Below are 18903 nucleotides of genomic sequence, written 5' to 3' on the forward strand. Positions count from 1 at the left end.
TTATTTAAAAAAATCTTAGCAATAAATTACGGTTTTAACGTATTTTTTTTGTATCTTGTCGATGATTAATAACTTTACGACGATAAAAAACATTGTTATGTAAGTTTTAACTTACTAAAAAAGAATCTAAATCTAACAAAAATTGAAACCTATGAAAGCAACCTTACCCCTACTATTATTATTTTTTACCAGCATAGCATTTGCGAATGTAAAAATAGATATCTCAAGTAAATTAATGTCCGTTACAGAAGATACTGTTATTGACGGATTAGATGAAAATACCGATGAAGGAGTAATCTTCATTACGGAAAGCTTACACATAGAAAATGGCGTACGAATTAAAGTTAGAAATGCTTGTCTTATCATCCTAGGAGACTTAACAGGAAATGGGATTATCGACACGGATGAGTCAGCAACAATTACACTAGAAGGAGACGAGCAAGGAAGAATAACTTTTATCAATAGATTCCTAGCTGATTCTACTTGTCAGCAAACAACAGATAATAAAACATTTAAAGATATAAAAGAGGTTCCTCAAGGATTGACCTACAGTCTATATACTTTATCCGGAAGGCTATTGGATAAAGGAGAAATTGATGACTATATCCACAACTATATGGATCCTAAAACATACTTAATTAAAATCGAAGGATATAAATTAAGAAAAATAGTTTTCAAAGGTTAATAAACACAAAAAAGTAAGGTTATTTGTGTACAATCCACGGCATAAAGTCGTGGATTTTTTATAATTAAAAAACTCACCGACAAACTCTTATAAAAAAAATATTATATTGTAATAACAAATCCCTTTAGAATTCGCCCCCAACTTCTTCTAATCAGGGATATATATCATTTTAACAGACTTAACCGGGAAGATGCTTATGAGTCAAAATGTATATTATAAATCTGCGACGATCAAATACACCTTATATGGAATATTATTCGGTTGTGGATTTCCTATATTAGCTACCATTATAGAAATCAACAAACTTGGGTTAGATTTTTCGTGGTCATCTATATTTTTTGTTCAGAAAAATAACTCTTTGCTGTACATTATTGATACAGCTCCTTTTTTCCTGGGAATATTTGCTATGTTTGGAGGGAGAAACCTCGATAAACTCCAACAAAAGAACAGGCAAGTCCTTAAAACCTCTAAATTCAAACAGGACTTCCTTGCGAATATGAGTCACGAAATCCGTACTCCTATGGTAGGAGTTATTGGGATGATAGACTTATTGCTAAAGAATACTGAATTAAGTAGTATTCAAAAAGAATATGTCACGACCATTCATCAATCTTCACTTAACTTATTAAACATTCTCAATCAAATTTTAGACCTTTCTAAAATAGAAGCAGGTAAATTCGTTTTATCACCAGAATCTGTCAATTACAGAGTACTGATTAATCAAAATGTAAACTTGTTTCTTGCCCCTGCTAAAGCAAAAGGAATTGACATTCATGCCGAATATGATGAAGCACTTTCCGACTATATATTGGTCGATAGTAACAGACTAACTCAAATCATTTCTAACTTAATTGGGAACGCCATAAAGTTCACCTCAGAGGGCACAATCCAAATTAAATCGTCCCTACTCTCTAAAAAGGAAGATCAGTTACAGGTAAAAATAGAGATCATCGATTCGGGAATCGGTATTAGTAAAGTTGACCAAAAAAGGTTATTTAGTCGTTTTAGCCAATTTGATGATCAGACAATATATAGTGGTGAAGGAACCGGTTTAGGATTATCCATCTGCAAAAAACTGGTAAGCCTTATGGGAGGTAAAATAGGTGTAAAAAGTGAATTGGACAGAGGCAGTACTTTTTGGTTTACTTTTAATGCTCATACAGCACCTCATCAACCTACTGCCCCAATATCTTCTAAAACAACCTCACAAAAAAACATAACTAAGTTTGACTTACATGTTTTATTGGTAGAAGATTCAGAAACCAACATACTCGTTACCAAACAAATACTAAAATACCTGGGATGTACCGTAGAGGTTGCCAAAACAGGAAGGGAGGCTGTAGAAACCTTTAAGGAAGAGGTTTATGATTTGATCTTAATGGATATCAATCTCCCACAACTTGATGGAATACAAGCATCTAAACTTATCCGAAAGAATCACAAAAATGTCCCACCTATCTTTGCTCTAACTTCTAATGCACTCCCTGGAGATGCAGAACGCTTCATCGCAAAAGGATTGGATGACTATATTACAAAACCATTTACCACTGAGATTCTAAATATAAAATTAAAAAACTGGTTTTCTGATTATCATCAATTCTACTAACAAACTATATCATAACCTATTAAGACATAATCAGCTATAAAATATCTGTGATCGCATAAAAAAACCGATTGACTACTTGTTTTTACAAAAAAGGTAATATTCAGGTAGTATTTTTATGACAAAAAACTAGATAAACCACTAAAAATCATTATATTGTAGTAATCCTTTTTATCCAAAACAAAAGGATGCTGTTTTTATAGTACTAATACAATAGAGAATACTTCCCTTCATAGTCATAAGTACTCAGGGAGTACATTTCTATTTTAAAAAAAACATGCAGATGAAAAACTACAATAATCCTTCCGTTTCCTTCACCTCCTATCCTCTTTTATATTTTTTAATAACATGTCTATTTTTCCCATATTCAAAAAGCTCTGCTTTTCAGGAAACAGTTAATTACGATTCTTATAAGGGCTATATTATTGATCACTCTTCTAAAAAACCCATCTCTTCTGTTACTATTTCATTATTAGACACGAATATTTCGACTATAAGTAATCAAGAAGGGGAGTTTTTATTAAAAGTCCCTAAAAAAATAGCTGAAAATACAGTTTTGATATCGCATCTGGGATTCAAGGATAAAAAAATTCTTCTTTCATCTCTAAACCAAAAAAAGAATACCATCTATCTGATTCCTTCTATAACTGAACTGTCTCAGGTTAATCTTACTCCCTCCACCCCTGAAGAAATTATCAGAGCTGTTATCAAAAAGAAAGGAGTAAACTACTTTGGGGATCATACAATAATGACAGCCTTTTACAGAGAATCTATAAAAAAAAGAAGAACGTATGTTTCACTTTCAGAAGCAGTTGTAGAGATTTATAAAAATCCATACACTTCTACCAAACCTGATATGATCAAGCTTCATCGAGCAAGGAAAAGTGCTGATTATAAAAAATTAGATACATTGGCGATCAAGTTACAGGGAGGTCCCTCCACCAGTCTTTATATCGACCTTATAAAAAACACTGATTTCTTACTAACCAGTGATATAACCAATTACTACCGATTCAGTTTTGATGAAACCACCAAAATTAACGATCGGGATATCTATGTCCTAAATTTTGAACAACACCCCTATATCAAAGACTTGTTATACAGAGGGAAATTATATGTAGATGCTAAAACAATGGCGTTAACAAAGGCTACTTTGAGCCTAAATCTTTCTGATAAAGAAAAAGCCAGTAAAATGTTTGTAAAAAAGAAACCAGGAAGTGCCAAAGTATATCCGACAGAAGTATCTTATGATATCTATTATCGAGAGAAAGCAGGAAAATGGTATTACGGATATGGAAAAATAGATCTTGCATTTAAAATTAACTGGAAGAAGAGACTCTTTAATTCACATTATAAATTAAATGTGGAATTAGCTATTACAGACTGGAAGAAAAACCAGGAAGATCTTTTCTTAAAAGCGAGCGAACGATTAAAATCTTCAGTTGTAATCAGTGATGAAGCCTCTGGCTTTTCTGATCCGCAGTTCTGGGGAGATTATAATGTTATAGAGCCTGAAAGACCTATAGAATCAGTAATTAAAAAAATAAAAAAACAATTGAGAAAACTCAATTAACGAAACTCTAAATAAATCTTTTTTTACGAGTAATTAACCATCCGAATAAGAGTACAAATTATTGTACTCTTATTTTTTTTACTTTTACAAAAGGGAACCTGTAATATCACTGGTCATTCAACCGTCTTTAAAAAGAAACGTTTTCTTTATTCATTATGAAGCTACGCCACCTTATCCTGTTTTTTGCAGGGCTTAATACATCTTTATTTGCTCAAAAAAAGATTACCCCAGAAAAAGCAATTACTGATTTGACCATTTTCGAAAATATTCTCAGGCAGGGGCATCCTGGTTTATACGACTATATCTCAGAGACAGAAATTGCTACGTTATTTTCTGAAACAAAACGTACGATACAAGATACGATTACCGATTTAGAGTTATATAAAAAGATGCTCTCTATAACTGACAAGGTCAATGATGGTCATTTATTACTATTCCCACCCAAACATTTTAGTAATCATCAGCTACATTTTCCATTACTTATCAAAATCATCGATAGGCAATTATATACAGATACAGGAGAATTTGATATTCCTGTAGGTAGCAGAATACATCGTATACATGATAATAGTGATATAGAAATTATTACCCGACTAAAAAAATACATCCCTAATGATGGAATTAATACTACCAAAATAATGAAGGGAATAGAACAAAACTTTGGACAACTTCTGTCGTATGAGTTTGGGTTTAAGAAAGAATTTGTAATTGAGTACTCCCCCCCTTCTGAAAAAGAAAAAAAAACCGCCATTATATCAGCTGATAAACTTGCCACTATAAAGCACAGAGCGTTTAAAAGAAATTCGAATTTCGCAGCTTTTCATCAAGAGGAAAAAGCCGCCTACTCACTAAAATATATTCAAAATAAACTCCCTGTAATTCGTTATAAAAAAGAATATCACGCTGCTATTCTAACGATTAACTCTTTTCAGATCGATCCTAATAAATTCGAACTAGACATCTCGAATATTTTCAAAGAAATTAAAAAAAATAAGGTACAACATCTTATCATTGACATACGAAGAAATGATGGCGGAATGCGTAAAAACGCTATTACATTGTATTCTTATCTCACACAAACATATTTTAAACAACGGATTAATGATTACATTACTTCTCTGAGTATTCCAGAAAAAAAATACGTGCAAAAAGTGTTTTTGCCAGAAAAAGAATTTCTAACTGATAAATTCATAAATCACCCCGTATATAGTGGATGGAAATTAAATTTTGACAATATGGAAACCATGATGGTTCCGCAGCAACATCCATTCTCGGGAAAAGTGTATGTACTTACTAGCGGAAACACGTTTGCTACTGCTGCTTCGTTTGCTTTACTCGCTAAAAATGACAAAAAAATTATAACTATAGGAGAAGAAACAGGAGGCGCTTATTATCATCATAATGGAGAATATCCGGTATCTTACCAATTTCCTAACTCCTCGATTCGCATGGTGTTGTATATGATAAAAACAAATCATTATGTACGTGATACCACCATCCCGAAAGGAAGTGGAATTCCGCCAGACAGATATATCAAAACAACCCTTAGACATATCCTGGATGAAACTGATCCCGAACTGGACTACATCTATCGATTGATTTCCCCCAAAGCTCCCTAAACACTTAGGAAGAAGTAGATGAAGTATTACAAACGGGAAAACAATCGCTTTTATATATTGGTCCTTTAATTAGTTTATTACACTATGATATTAGAACTAGTGTTTCTTTTATCTGGGAATATGTTCCTTAGTCAAGAACTCCTATTTTTAATATTTTGCGTAAAAATGTACATTTGTTTTTTTAAGTAATTATATACGGTTTAATGTCAATATCTCTTCTAGAAACAGCCTATCAACTATTTGATGAGGCAAATGCAAAAGACCCTAATCAAGAAATTGTTGAAGGGAAAGAAATTCCTAAAGAATTAATTTATGGTCAGCGAATGACACAAACACTTTCTTCCTTCCAGCCGGATGCCTCAGAAGCGGTAAAGCTAGCCTGCCGGTGTCAGCATATATGCAGATGGGAAATCCCCAGAGACAGTTATCCAATGGATCGGGTGGGATACCTGAGATGGAGAGAAGAATTAAAAAAGTTCCATGCTACCAAAGCTGCTGATATTTTAGAAAAAGTAGGATATACTCAGGATGTTATAGACCGGGTTTCTTTTTTATTACAAAAAAAGAAATTAAAAAAAGATCCGGAAAGCCAGCTATTGGAAGATGTCATTTGCTTAGTATTTTTAGCGTTCTATTACGAACCTTTTATTGCTAAACACGAGGAGAAAAAAGTTGTTTCTATCTTACAAAAAACATGGAATAAAATGTCTGAAAAAGGACATGAAGCTGCTCTTAAACTCAGTTTCTCTGAGAAAGGACTACACCTAATAAAAATAGCTTTAAGTTAATTACTTAAAGCTATTTCTTTATATGTTATTCCCTCTGAAGGTCTTATCAGAAATCAATTAATTCAATACTTGATTTTTATAGTACGCAATAATACCATCAATAGGTCGTCGTACAATATTTCCCAATGTTATTCCATGAGGAGTCAATACTGATTTAATAATATCTTCACTAAAGTGCGCAATAGAACCTATAAAGTGTACAGGTACTTCTTTTACTTTATCAAAACACAAGACATGAGATTGTACAAAATCTTCAATACCTTCTTTTACGATTGTATAAAAATAATCATTGCGCTCACTGGTAAAGATAAACTCTGCAAATGAGGCCAAATACGCATTTGGATTTGCTTCTTTATACAGATTGTTCTTAACCGTATTAGTCGATAGATCAAAACGGTTCTCAAAAGCAGTTGCGACCGCTTTAGGCATTCGGTTGTAATAATAATCGCGAATTAAACGCTTCCCGAAATAATTCCCACTTGCTTCATCCATTATGATATACCCAAGGGATTCCATAGGCAGATGGATATCTTTTCCATCGTAATAGCAACTATTAGAACCTGTCCCCAGAATACATACAATTCCAGGATCTGTCGTAGCGGCATATACTGCTGCCACAATATCCTCTTTGATATCTACCGTTGCAACTGTAAAAAAATCCCGAAATACTTCATTAAGCAACGCTATTGCAGTTTCTGTTCCACATCCAGCTCCATAAAAATGAACATTTTTTACGGTATCCTTATGAGCCATTAGTTCTTTATTATTCCTAATTCTTGCCTCCAATACCGTCTTATCAAAAACAGCGGGATTTAACCCTTCCGTTCGAGTCTTAAATACAATTTCTCCCTCATCATCCAGAAGAATCCAATCACACTTTGTAGAACCACCATCAGCCAATAAGATCATTTACAATATTTTTTAATGTTATAAAAAAATAAACTCCGAAGCTACACACCTCGGAGTAATATAACAAATTATTAATTACATATTTCCAACATGTACAGATAAATCAACCAATTTTGATGAATATCCGTATTCATTATCATACCATGCTACCAACTTGAAAAAGTTATCATTAAGTGCTATTCCTGCTTTAGCATCAAATGTAGATGTATGAGATTCTCCAACAAAATCCTGAGATACTACATCTTCTTCAGTATACGCCAGCACTCCTTTTAATTCATTTTCAGAAGCTTTTTTGATTGCCGACTTTAATTCTTCATAAGATACAGACTTCTCTGTTTTTACTGTCAGGTCAACTACAGATACATCTCCAGTAGGAACTCTGAATGCCATTCCTGTCAGTTTACCGTTTAATTTAGGAATTACCTTCCCAACAGCCTTTGCAGCTCCTGTAGAAGAAGGGATAATATTATTCAAGACAGAACGACCTCCTCTAAAATCCTTCTTGGAAGGAGCATCTACTACCGCCTGTGTTGCTGTAGCAGCATGTACCGTCGTCATTAATCCTTCTTCAATTCCAAAATTATCATCGATTACTTTGGCTAAGGGTGCCAAACAGTTTGTTGTACAAGATGCATTAGATACAATCGTATCTTCTGGTTTTACATCTTGATGGTTTACTCCCATCACAAACATTGGCGCATCTGCAGAAGGAGCAGAAATCACCACCTTCTTAGCTCCAGCTTTTAAGTGTGCGTTTGCTTTATCCAAAGTTGTAAAAATTCCAGTACAATCCATAACCACGTCCACTCCTGCTTCATCCCACTTAATATCTTCTGGGTTTCGCTCTGCAGTAACACGTATGGGTTTTCCATTTACCAAAAAATCTCCATTTTTTACAGTAACGGTTCCGTCAAATCGTCCATGAATAGAATCGTATTGTAACAAATATGCTAAATGCTCTACATTCAACAAGTCATTAATTGCCACAATCTCTACATCTTCTCGTTTTGAAGCAATTCTAAAAGCAATTCTTCCTATTCTTCCAAAACCGTTAATACCAATTTTCAACTTACTCATACTTTACGTTTTTTAAGTGGTTTTTTTTATTATAGTGGTTAATTTTATATCGAAGTAATATCAGCTACCTTAATTAATTTATCGTGCTTATACTTCTTTTTCTCTAATGCTGTTCGCAGGGGTACCTCTGTAATATTTTTATGAACAACTCCAATCATCACTTCGGTTTTTCCTGCTAGCAGTGCTTCTACAGCTCCAACACCTAATTTACTAGCCAGCACCCTGTCATAACAACTTGGAGCTCCTCCTCGCTGAATATGACCTAGTACGGAAACTCGTACTTCATATCCCTTTAAGTGTTCTTCTACATATTCTCCTAATTCGAAAATATTTTTTCCGGATTTATCTCCTTCTGCAACGACAATTATACTAGAGGTCTTTCCTGATTTTTTACTTCTTTTCAGCGATTCAATCAGTCTGTCAACTCCCATATCTTCTTCGGGAATCAGAATTTCTTCTGCTCCTGCTCCTATTCCTGCATTCAGGGCAATATCTCCTGCATCTCTCCCCATTACTTCAATAAGGAATAAACGATTATGAGAACTTGCTGTATCTCTGATCTTATCAATGGCGTCTACTACTGTATTCAGTGCCGTATCATATCCAATGGTATAATCCGTTCCATTAATATCATTATCTATGGTTCCTGGTATTCCTACTACCGGGAAACCATATTCCTCCGAGAGTTTCAAGGCTCCGGTAAAACTTCCATCTCCGCCAATAACGACTAAGCCATCTATACCGTATTTCACTAAATTATCATACGCTTTTTTTCGCCCTTCCGGAGTTCTAAACTCCTGAGATCTGGCGGATTTTAAAAACGTACCTCCTTTATTAATAATATTACGTACAGATCGGGCATTTAACTCACGTATATCACCTTCTATCAATCCTTCATACCCCTTATGAATACCAAAACATTGAAGATTGTAATACGTACAAGATCTTACTACGGATCGTATGGCTGCATTCATTCCTGGAGCATCACCTCCTGAGGTCAAAACTCCAATATTTTTAACTTTTCTCGTCATTGAAACCAAAACTATTGCTATTGATTATAATAACCTAATCTGAAAAAAAACTCAAACGTTTTCGGTTGATAAATTCAACAACAATTACGCATTTGCCTTTTTTTTAACTATTTAACTGACTATTTTTCAATAAAAAAACAGGATTCACTTCTCAAACTATTAATTTCTTGTTTTTTCATTACAAAAAACACAACAACCCTCATAAAACCAGTGTTTTTAGTTTTTTGCACATATCGTAATCCTACTATATCCCGTCTTTTTTTTCCTAAGAAATCAACCGGTTATCATTGTAAAAAAGGAAGGTTTTATCAACCGTTTTTTTCAAAACAGACGCTTTAAATTCTCGAAACTAAACTACAGAAAAAAGAGACGATATTCAGAAAACAGGAAAAGATCAGTAATATTAATTTCCAAAATCATTTTATGGCATTTTTTTTACGTGTTATCATAAGGTTTTACTAACTCCTGTAGTATTTTTTTGCCGTAAAAAAAGCAAGGATTCAACGTTGTTTTTTAAAAATCACGAAGAAGTTGGGTAACAAATCCCTTCCTTTCGTATCTTTTCCTAAAAAGGAGTGAGGATTGTATTAATCAACAAGAACCGTATTAAAATTAAAAAAAATACTTTTCTTTGTAAGAATGAATCCCCACACCAAATCAACTTAATAAAAACATTTAATGCCTAAATTTCCGTTTTACAAACAAGCTGAATCAAAAGATTGCGGTCCTACTTGTATCAAAATTATTGCAAAACATTACGGGAAAACAATCAACACGCAAAGTTTACGGGACTTAAGTGAAACCACCCGAGAAGGAAGTTCATTATTAGGTTTAAGTGAAGCTGTAGAAAGTATTGGTTTCAGATCTTTGGGGGTAAAAATTGCATTACATCAATTACAGGAAGTCCCACTCCCCTGCATCCTCCATTGGAATAAAGTGCATTATGTCGTTTTATATAAGATTAAGGTCAACCGAAAAGGGGAACGCTCTTTTTATATTTCGGATCCCGCCCACGGACTGATTACCTATTCTCAGGACGAATTCATTCAATTCTGGATCGGAAAAAATGCAACAGAAGAAACCATTGAAGGAATCGCTTTATTATTAGAACCTTCTCCCAAGTTTTATAATGACACACTCGATGAATCTGAAGAAACTTTCGGTTTTAAATTTATAGCTAAATACCTTATTAAGTATAAGTCTTTTATCACTCAATTGATCTTAGGGTTAATTGCAGGTAGTTTATTACAGCTTGTCACTCCTTTCCTTACTCAGAGTATTGTAGATGTAGGAATTAAAAATCAGGATATTCACTTTGTATATCTGGTGCTTTTTGCCATGCTTTCCTTATTTATAGGTAGAACACTGATTGATATCCTGAGAAGCTGGATTTTATTGCATCTCAGTACACGCATTAACATCTCCCTGATTTCCGATTTTTTTATCAAACTAATGAGTCTTCCGATTTCTTATTTTGATGTAAAAATGACCGGAGACTTACTACAACGGATTAACGATCACAAACGTATAGAACGAATTCTAACCATGTCGTCCTTAAGCGTACTTTTCTCTCTTGTCAATCTGGTTGTCTTTAGCATTGTTCTTATTTTTTACAGTCTATCAATTTTTGGTGTTTTTGCTATTGGGAGTATTTTATATTTTGTCTGGATATTGATTTTCTTTAAGAAACGAAAGCAGTTAGATTATAAGCGTTTTTCACAAATTAGTGAAGAACAAAGCAAAGTAATCGAGTTAGTCAATGGAATGCAGGAAATCAAATTGCACAATGCCGAGAAGCGAAAGCGATGGAATTGGGAATTCGTACAGGCTAAACTATTCAGAATATCGGTAGAAGGGCTTGCGCTGGAACAATATCAAAGTGTCGGATCATCTTTTATCAATGAGTTAAAAAATATTCTTATCACCGTCCTATCTGCTAAATATGTGATTGATGGTGAAATTACACTGGGGATGATGCTCGCAATTACAGCTATAGTCGGGCAACTCAACGCCCCAATCAGTCAATTGATTGATTTCCTGAGAGAACTACAGGATGCACAAATCTCTCTGGAGCGCTTAGGGGAAATACACAATAAAGAAGATGAAGAAAAACCTGGAGATGATAAAATCCATGAACTTCCTGATGATATAGGGTTTGAAATTGAGGAGCTTGATTTTAAATACGTCGGCTCAGATAAAGCGGTGTTAAAAAACCTAAACTTATCCATTCCGGCAAATAAAATCACCGCCATTGTAGGAGTCAGCGGAAGTGGAAAAACAACTTTAATGAAACTACTATTGAAGTTTTATGAACCAAATCACGGTCGTATTTCTATCGGTCCATACGACCTCTCTAATATCTCTCAAAAAGCCTGGAGAGATCAATTTGGAGTCGTGATGCAAGAAGGATATATCTTCAATGATACTATTGCTAATAATATTGCTATTGGAGAAGAATTTATCGATAAGAAAAAATTAGCCCATGCTGTTGATGTAGCTAACATTAAAGATTTTATAGAATCACTACCCCTATCGTACAATACAAAAATAGGAATGGAAGGTGTAGGGCTTAGTACTGGACAAAAACAACGATTATTCATAGCTCGCGCTGTTTACAAAAACCCTAAATACTTGTTTTTTGACGAGGCTACTTCTGCATTGGATGCCAATAATGAAAAAATCATCATGAAAAAACTAGATCAGTTTTTCGAAAATAAAACTGTTATGGTTATAGCTCATCGATTAAGTACCGTAAAAAATGCACATCAAATTGTAGTTATTGACAATGGAGCTATTGTAGAAATAGGCGACCATCAAACACTTATAAAAAAGAAAGGAAGTTATTTTAATCTAGTTAAGAATCAGTTAGAACTAGGAAGTTAATCACGCTATATACAAAATTAATTTATGCCGGATCAATTAGATGACATACAACTGAGAAGTGAAGAAGTACAGGAAATTCTTACCAAAGTCCCACATTGGATGATCCGATGGGGAAATGCGCTTATCTTGGTATTATTACTCTTGGTTTTCTTCTTATCCTGGCTAATCAAATATCCAGATGTTATTCCTGCCGAAGCTATTATAACTACGCAAATCCCACCACAAAAAGAATATGCCAAAATTACAGGGAAGATCGAAACACTTCTGGTCAAAGACAATCAGATCGTATCTGAAGGCACTCCATTAGCTATTCTCAGAAATACAGCTAATTATAAAGATGTCTTTCTTTTAAAATCAATTATAGATACAATCAAACTCAATAATAGCGATTTCAATTTCCCTATCGATAAGATACCGGTTCTCTTTTTGGGAGATATTGAAACTACTTTCGCTGTTTTTGAAAACAGTTATTCGGAATACTTGCTAAACAAAGAATTACAACCTTTCTCCAATGAAGCAATTGCTAACCAGGTATCATTATCGGAACTATATCGCAGGTATGAGAGCTTAAAAGGGCAAAAGAGAATCAATAAAGCAGAGTTGGACTTCAAGCGCAGGGAATTAGAACGTCAAAAAAAGTTATTTGAAAAAGGGGTTATTTCTGCACAAACATTAGAAAACAAGGAGTTGGACCACCTGCAAGCAAAGCGAAACTATGAGAATAACGATGTACAACTGTCGCAAATAAAAGAAAACATCAGCAACGCCAATAAAACCTCTAAAGGAACGCAAATCAATAAACGAAAAGAAGAAATCAACCTTTTCAAAAAAGTGTTACAGTCTTTTGATCAGCTAAAAAAGAGTATCAAAGACTGGGAATTACAATATGTCTTAAAATCCGATATCAACGGACGGGTTTCTTTTCTCAATTTCTGGACAGAAAATCAAACGGTAACCTCTGGTGATCTTGTATTTATTATCATTCCATCAGAACATTCTTCCTATCTGGCAAAAATAAAGGCTCCATCACAGAATTCAGGAAAAATAAAAGTAGGACAAAAAGCCAATATCAAGTTAGAAAATTATCCTGATAATGAATTTGGAATGCTTCAAGGCACTGTTAAGAATATCTCCTTGCTTCCTAATAAAGATGGTTTATACCTTATCGATGTGCAACTTCCCGAAAAACTAGTTACTTCTTATTCCAGAGAAATTGAATTCAAACAAGAGATGCGTGGTGTTGTTGAAATTATTACAGAAGATCTGAGACTTATCGAACGATTCTTTTATCAGTTTAAAAAATTAATGGACCAATAAATAACTACATCTCGGCTTCCTTCGATCTTTAAGCATGTCCAATTCGGTTTCAGCCTGTATATGAAGGATACGAAAACAGGACAAAATGCAATAGATTAAACAAAAAATGAAGCAGTACAGCACTCTCTATTCGTTTTGTTTTATAATATACATATCCGTAAAAACATCCTGCTATTGTGGATAAAAGAATATAGGGTACTCCCCCGGTATAATGAGCAAGACCAAATAAAACCGCTGATATAGCAATTGCCACAATATGCTTATTTTTTGATCGCATGGAATCTTCTAACCTTGTCTGTATCCATTTTCTAAAAAGTACTTCTTCTGCTGTGCAAACAAAAAGTAAATTAATCAGAATCCACACAGGGGTAAAATACGGTAGTTTCCATTCGAACTTAGCATATCCAAACATTAATGCCAAAGCAATGAACACTGTACTCATCAATCCCAAAACAGGAAGTATTGTACTAAAAACCCTCTTCCAGGAGATTTCTTTTTTTCTTCCTGAAAACCCTAATATAAATACAGCAATAAGCGTTTTATCCAGATTAAAATAAAGGCTATACGGGCTGGATGTTTCTGTTATCCGAATAGCATCCAGGTATTTAAAATTATGAAAACCCGTAAACGAAAAATGAAACAGTAACGGGATGGCTGCAACCAGAGATAGTAAGAATACCCAGGTATTTTTTGTTTTTTGAGACCAAAAAATAATTCCTCCATACAGAATCCCATACCCTATAGCTATACTCGTAGCATATCCGAATACCAACGCAGCCCCTAATGAGATAACCAATACTAATTGCCAAAGTTGTACTCTCTTTAAAACAAGCAATGGATACCTTGCAAAAAGGACACTGCCAACTAAGCTTCCATATGTGAGAATAAGCCCTACATTCATCAAAAAAACAAGTTTATGTGTTCTATGTCCAAAAATAGATAAATACACAGAATCCAAGGGTATCAATCCTTATCTTATCAAAAAAAACAGGTTATCCTTCTTCTGCTTTTATGATATAATCACATATCTTCTCATAAAACTGTTCCGTATTATAAGGTTTTGTAATAATATCATTCATTCCTGAAGAATATACCGTTTCCTGCACTTCTTTTAGATCCACAGCAGTTAGTGCAATAATCGGTATAGTACTATTGAACTTTCTAATTTCTTTGGTGGTCTCATTTCCGTCTTTTCCCGGCATATTAACATCCATCAGAATTAGATTATAGTTATTTTTTTTCACCAAACTAATAGCTGCATCTCCATTATCTACCACATCACACTCGACTTTAATATCCTTTAGCACCTTACTTGTTATCAATAAATTAAGCTGATTATCATCAACATTTAATATTCTTTTGTTTGCCAATCGCTCTTTATAAAATGAAATTGGATTTTCTATGTTTTCTTCTTTTCCTTTTTCCAAGGTCAGAAAAAATGAAAAAGTAGCTCCTTTACCTTCTTCAGAGATTAGATTCACCTCAGAATTATACAATCTCAGGAGTCTTTTTACGATTTGCAATCCCAGTCCGATTCCTTTTTTAGGGTCAATTGCTCCTCCTGTTGTACGGTAATCCTTAAATATATCTTCTTGTTTCTCATAAGGGATTCCTACCCCATCATCTTTAATAATAAAATGAAGAATTGTTTTATTTTCTTCATCACTCTTATACCCTTCTACACTCACCCATACATTTCCTTTTTCGCTAAAACGAATCGCATTGGTTACCAGGTTATACATAATCTGTACAATAACCCGCTTATCGATTACCACTAACGGTTCTTGTATATCCGAGAAATCTGTATGCATAGTAACTTTTCTTCTGGCAGCTTCTGAAGATAAAGAATGACATAATGTTTCTATCACTCTAGCAATATCCACTGTATTTTTTTCCAAGGAAATAGAATCTACTTTTAGTTTGGTATACTGCAATACATTTTCTGCAATGGATAACAGTTGATTCCCCGAAAACTCTATAGCACTAATATGCTTCTTTGCCATCGTGGCATTCTTTTCATTCTTAAGCATTTCTGTCAGACCTGTCAATGCATAGATTGGAGTTCTCAATTCATGGCTTACCACAGAGAAAAAACGAGTTCGTTGTGTATCCAGTGCCATCAAACGTTTATTTTTTTCTCTCAATGCTACATTTTTTTCCTTTCTATACTTACCTGATATATAAAAGTAATAGGCACATATCACGGAGAGAATCCCTATCAGTACTGATAAAATAGAAATAACCTTTGCTGTTTCTTTCTGGTTTTTTTCTTTATCAGATAATAGTTTTACTTGCTCTATTTTCTTTTCCGTTTTTATTTTTTCTATAATGTATTTACTATGAGAACTTGTTTTTTCCTCCAACATATTAATTGCTATGAGGTTATTTTCTCTTGACTTACTGGTATAATATGCTACAGAATCTTGATTATCAGTGAAGTATTTCGATTTATAATAATACAATCGTGATTTATTCTTAAAAACTCTAGGGCTAAACCACAAAATTTTTTCCAGATTTTCTTTTTGCAACGCCGTCAATAAATGATATGCTTCTTGCACATTCTTTTTGGTTTCCATGAGTGAAAAGCCTAAATACAACCGATAGGTAACAGTAAATCGTTTTTTCAATATTTTTTTATAATCATCTCCTGTAAAGAAGGACTGATACTCTTGAAAAGTGATTTCTTTCAGTGCTTTTCTCGCTACTTCGATAACGTGGTCAAAACGTTCCCGGTTAAAAGATGCCATGATCTCTGTTTCGTAATTAAAGAATATCTCTGGTCTTTTTAGATCAGCTACCTTTTGTTTTACTATAGGAAAAAAACTATCTAATTTTTTATAGTTCTTTTGTAGCATATAGGCATGTGCCAAATTAACCAGATTATCACATAGCATCTTTGTATGACTTAAGGAGTCATTAATTTTCATCGCTTTGAGATAAAATTCTTCTGCTTTCTTAAAGTGATTAAGTTGCACATACGCTAATCCATATCGATTATAGGTATTGGCTTCAATATCTTTAAAATGTTTTCTTTGGGCGATTGCTATAACAGAATCCAAAAGTGTAAAAGACTCATAGTATGCATCTTGCTGCATCAACATAAAAGCTTTTTTGCTAACTTTATTTAACTGCTCCTTAGTTGTTGTCTGACCAGACAAGGACGAAGAAATGATAATCAGAAAGGAACGTATAAAAAACCTATAAAGCTTCATCGTAATTCATATAAAGTAACTTAACAAAAACTATACATTGTTAAAACAACATATAGCACATACGTGTATTCATTAGTCAAATAATGCATCCCTTAGGTATACTTTATCTTTCTTCCCCCCTAAATACGATCTATTTAGTTGTTTAAAAGCATACGATCTCCTGTTCAATATACAATAAAAGTTTGACATATAAATAACTAAGTATGTAAAATTAACATTAAGAGTCCACAAAATTCGTGTTTTTATTCCCTTATAATCACTAGTTTATGAGCTACAAAAAAGAGGTCATTTTTATAAAAATGACCTCTTTTTGCACCTTGTTTCTTCTATTCTTTTTAAAAGTAATCAGGAAGTTGTTTCTTTTGTTTTTACCCATTCCAACACCAATTCTTCTAATACTGTCAGCGGAAGTGCTCCATTGGTGAGCACTACATCATGAAACTCTCTGATATCAAATGCTGCTCCAAGCTGCTTTTTGGCTTGCTCTCTAAGCTCCAATATTTTATTCATTCCGATCTTATAAGCGGTTGCCTGACTAGCCATTACAATATGCCTCTCAACCATCTTTACAGCGTCACTTTTCGCATTTGGCGTATTGGTTTCATAATACGTAATTCCTTCCTCTCTTGTCCATTTTTTGGCATGAATCCCTGTATCAACTACTAATCTGCATGCTCTCCATAGTTCCATCGCTAATCTTCCAAAATCTGCATATGGATCGCTATACATTCCTATTTCTTTTGGCAAGAATTCATTATACAATCCCCATCCTTCGATATAAGCTGTGTATCCTCCAAACTTTCTAAACTTCGGAATATTTTCCAGTTCTCGGGCTATGGATAATTGCATATGATGTCCCGGAATTCCCTCATGATAAGCCAGAGCCTCCATTTGATACTTCGGCATTGCTTCCATATCGTATAAATTTGCATAATAGATCCCAGGTCTTGATCCATCCGGAGTTCCACTTTCATAAAATGCTTTTCCTGCACTTTTTTCTCTAAAAGGCTCCACAGCTTTTACAACAATATCTGCTTTGGGCTTGGTCATAAATAAATCATCTAATTTTGACTTCATCGTGTCAATTAGTGCCACTGCCTGTTCCAGGTATTCTTTTTTTCCTGCTGCTGAATTCGGATAGTAAAACTGTGCATCTTCTTTCATAAAAACAAAGAACTCCTGTAGATTTCCTTTAAAACCTACTTTCTTCGTAATCGCTCTCATTTCATCATGAATACGAGCAACTTCAGACAGTCCTAAAGCATGGATTTCTTCTGCTGTCATTTTTGTCGTCGTTGTACGTTGTAAAGCTTGATTATAAAAAGCCGTTCCATCAGGAAATTTCCAGACTCCATCCTCTGTGGTAGCCCTCTTCTGTTGATCTTCCAAAAATACTATCAAATGTCTATAAGCTGGCTGTACTCCTTCCAGCAATCCTTTTTTCGCTTCCTCTTCCAGACGTTTTTTTTCTTCTTCTGTTATTTCCAGTGTGCCTATCTTCTTTTTGAAGTCTGCATACAAAGCACTTTCTTCTCCAGATGCATCAAACGGAACTCCTTTTATAATATTACGGCAATCATCTAGCACCTTATCAAATACAAATTTCGGAGGAAGAATCCCTTTTGCTTCCCGATCATCTAAATTGTTTTCCAATTGTGTAAATAATGGCTTCATCCCATGCAATCTAGCAATATAGGCTTCTGCATCTTTTACCGTCTCTACACGATGCATATTGATAAGGAAAGCAGGTAACTCTGCATGCATTCCATGCATTTGATTCACTGGATAATTATACAATCTGTATTTATAATCCGCTATCTCATTTTCTAAATTTTCTTTCTTTAGCTTATAACTCAATTGTGTCTCCTTATTGAGTTTTTCTACTTTTATTGAATCCTGAAGATACGCTAATTGTTTTTGGGCTTTTTCGTGATCTTTGGCTTCTTTTACCGGTGAGATATCATCCCACTTTCCATAATCTTCTGTCTTAATCCCCAAATAAGCCTGCCACATTGGTGATTCAGCTACATCTTCCTGAAATGTCTCTTCAAACCAATCATTCATTTTTTTAGAATAAGCTGCTATCTCCTCCTGAGAAGGAGTTGTTTCTTTTTTTTCTTCTTTTTTGCAACTTCCTAAAACAATCAGAGCACATAGAACAGGAACTCCTTTATTTATTATTTGTCTGATAATCATATCTACATGG

13 protein-coding genes are annotated in these 18903 nt (G+C 34.1%); 7 read left to right on the forward strand and 6 right to left on the reverse strand.

The annotated features are described in order from the left end of the window. The first annotated feature begins 151 nt into the window (after positions 1-151). The 5 genes from ACFSTE_RS21980 (at position 152) to ACFSTE_RS22000 (ending at position 6268) form a co-directional block, all read left to right on the forward strand. Positions 152-685, forward strand: coding sequence for a hypothetical protein (locus tag ACFSTE_RS21980; RefSeq protein ID WP_176030875.1), 534 nt, complete (start codon positions 152-154; stop codon positions 683-685). Positions 686-881: 196 nt separating this feature from the next. Continuing rightward, entirely contained in the window at positions 882-2291 is a 1410-nt protein-coding gene (locus ACFSTE_RS21985) for an ATP-binding protein (protein WP_378254036.1), read from the forward strand. 280 nt (positions 2292-2571) lie between these two features. Then, positions 2572-3861: a carboxypeptidase-like regulatory domain-containing protein gene (locus ACFSTE_RS21990; protein WP_378254034.1), complete on the forward strand. Its 1290-nt coding sequence runs from the start codon at positions 2572-2574 to the stop codon at positions 3859-3861. Positions 3862-4016: 155 nt separating this feature from the next. Further along, positions 4017-5480 carry a S41 family peptidase gene (locus ACFSTE_RS21995; protein ID WP_378254032.1) on the forward strand — a complete coding sequence of 488 codons (1464 nt, stop codon included), beginning with the start codon at positions 4017-4019 and terminating at the stop codon, positions 5478-5480. Between the two features lie 203 nt (positions 5481-5683). Next, positions 5684-6268, forward strand: a complete 585-nt coding sequence (locus ACFSTE_RS22000) for a DUF4202 domain-containing protein (RefSeq protein WP_378254030.1) — start codon at positions 5684-5686, stop codon at positions 6266-6268. A gap of 57 nt (positions 6269-6325) precedes the next feature. Here the strand turns inward: ACFSTE_RS22000 and ACFSTE_RS22005 are convergent, their stop codons facing one another. The 3 genes from ACFSTE_RS22005 to pfkA form a co-directional block, all read right to left on the reverse strand. Beyond that, positions 6326-7177, reverse strand: coding sequence for a BadF/BadG/BcrA/BcrD ATPase family protein (locus ACFSTE_RS22005; protein ID WP_176030880.1), 852 nt, complete (start codon positions 7175-7177; stop codon positions 6326-6328). Between the two features lie 75 nt (positions 7178-7252). Further along, a complete protein-coding gene (gap, locus tag ACFSTE_RS22010) occupies positions 7253-8254 on the reverse strand; it encodes a type I glyceraldehyde-3-phosphate dehydrogenase (RefSeq protein ID WP_176030881.1) in 1002 nt (333 codons plus the stop codon). Positions 8255-8298: 44 nt separating this feature from the next. Then, positions 8299-9285: a 6-phosphofructokinase gene (gene pfkA, locus ACFSTE_RS22015; RefSeq protein ID WP_176030882.1), complete on the reverse strand. Its 987-nt coding sequence runs from the start codon at positions 9283-9285 to the stop codon at positions 8299-8301. 678 nt (positions 9286-9963) lie between these two features. Between pfkA and ACFSTE_RS22020 the strand changes: the two genes are divergently transcribed. Together ACFSTE_RS22020 and ACFSTE_RS22025 are read left to right on the forward strand one after the other, a co-directional pair. Further along, positions 9964-12168, forward strand: coding sequence for a peptidase domain-containing ABC transporter (locus tag ACFSTE_RS22020; RefSeq protein ID WP_378254027.1), 2205 nt, complete (start codon positions 9964-9966; stop codon positions 12166-12168). 24 nt (positions 12169-12192) lie between these two features. Continuing rightward, on the forward strand, positions 12193-13485 hold the full coding sequence (locus ACFSTE_RS22025) for an HlyD family secretion protein (RefSeq protein ID WP_176030884.1): 1293 nt from the start codon (positions 12193-12195) through the stop codon (positions 13483-13485). A gap of 49 nt (positions 13486-13534) precedes the next feature. Here the strand turns inward: ACFSTE_RS22025 and ACFSTE_RS22030 are convergent, their stop codons facing one another. The 3 genes from ACFSTE_RS22030 to ACFSTE_RS22040 form a co-directional block, all read right to left on the reverse strand. Beyond that, positions 13535-14386, reverse strand: coding sequence for a CPBP family intramembrane glutamic endopeptidase (locus tag ACFSTE_RS22030; RefSeq protein WP_378254025.1), 852 nt, complete (start codon positions 14384-14386; stop codon positions 13535-13537). 91 nt (positions 14387-14477) lie between these two features. Further along, entirely contained in the window at positions 14478-16697 is a 2220-nt protein-coding gene (locus ACFSTE_RS22035; RefSeq protein ID WP_378254023.1) for a response regulator, read from the reverse strand. Between the two features lie 345 nt (positions 16698-17042). Continuing rightward, positions 17043-18893: a DUF885 domain-containing protein gene (locus tag ACFSTE_RS22040; protein WP_378254021.1), complete on the reverse strand. Its 1851-nt coding sequence runs from the start codon at positions 18891-18893 to the stop codon at positions 17043-17045. Between the last annotated feature and the right edge of the window lie 10 nt (positions 18894-18903).

This window comes from Aquimarina hainanensis (genome assembly GCF_042684685.1).
Classification (GTDB): domain Bacteria; phylum Bacteroidota; class Bacteroidia; order Flavobacteriales; family Flavobacteriaceae; genus Aquimarina; species Aquimarina hainanensis.

Coding starts and splice junctions, on each gene's coding strand:
- ACFSTE_RS21980 (WP_176030875.1), top strand. CDS start 152: ATGAAAGCAACCTTACCCCTACTATTATTATTTTTTACCAGCATAGCA.
- ACFSTE_RS21985 (WP_378254036.1), top strand. CDS start 882: ATGAGTCAAAATGTATATTATAAATCTGCGACGATCAAATACACCTTA.
- ACFSTE_RS21990 (WP_378254034.1), top strand. CDS start 2,572: ATGAAAAACTACAATAATCCTTCCGTTTCCTTCACCTCCTATCCTCTT.
- ACFSTE_RS21995 (WP_378254032.1), top strand. CDS start 4,017: ATGAAGCTACGCCACCTTATCCTGTTTTTTGCAGGGCTTAATACATCT.
- ACFSTE_RS22000 (WP_378254030.1), top strand. CDS start 5,684: ATGTCAATATCTCTTCTAGAAACAGCCTATCAACTATTTGATGAGGCA.
- ACFSTE_RS22005 (WP_176030880.1), bottom strand. CDS start 7,177: ATGATCTTATTGGCTGATGGTGGTTCTACAAAGTGTGATTGGATTCTT.
- gap (WP_176030881.1), bottom strand. CDS start 8,254: ATGAGTAAGTTGAAAATTGGTATTAACGGTTTTGGAAGAATAGGAAGA.
- pfkA (WP_176030882.1), bottom strand. CDS start 9,285: ATGACGAGAAAAGTTAAAAATATTGGAGTTTTGACCTCAGGAGGTGAT.
- ACFSTE_RS22020 (WP_378254027.1), top strand. CDS start 9,964: ATGCCTAAATTTCCGTTTTACAAACAAGCTGAATCAAAAGATTGCGGT.
- ACFSTE_RS22025 (WP_176030884.1), top strand. CDS start 12,193: ATGCCGGATCAATTAGATGACATACAACTGAGAAGTGAAGAAGTACAG.
- ACFSTE_RS22030 (WP_378254025.1), bottom strand. CDS start 14,386: ATGAATGTAGGGCTTATTCTCACATATGGAAGCTTAGTTGGCAGTGTC.
- ACFSTE_RS22035 (WP_378254023.1), bottom strand. CDS start 16,697: ATGAAGCTTTATAGGTTTTTTATACGTTCCTTTCTGATTATCATTTCT.
- ACFSTE_RS22040 (WP_378254021.1), bottom strand. CDS start 18,893: ATGATTATCAGACAAATAATAAATAAAGGAGTTCCTGTTCTATGTGCT.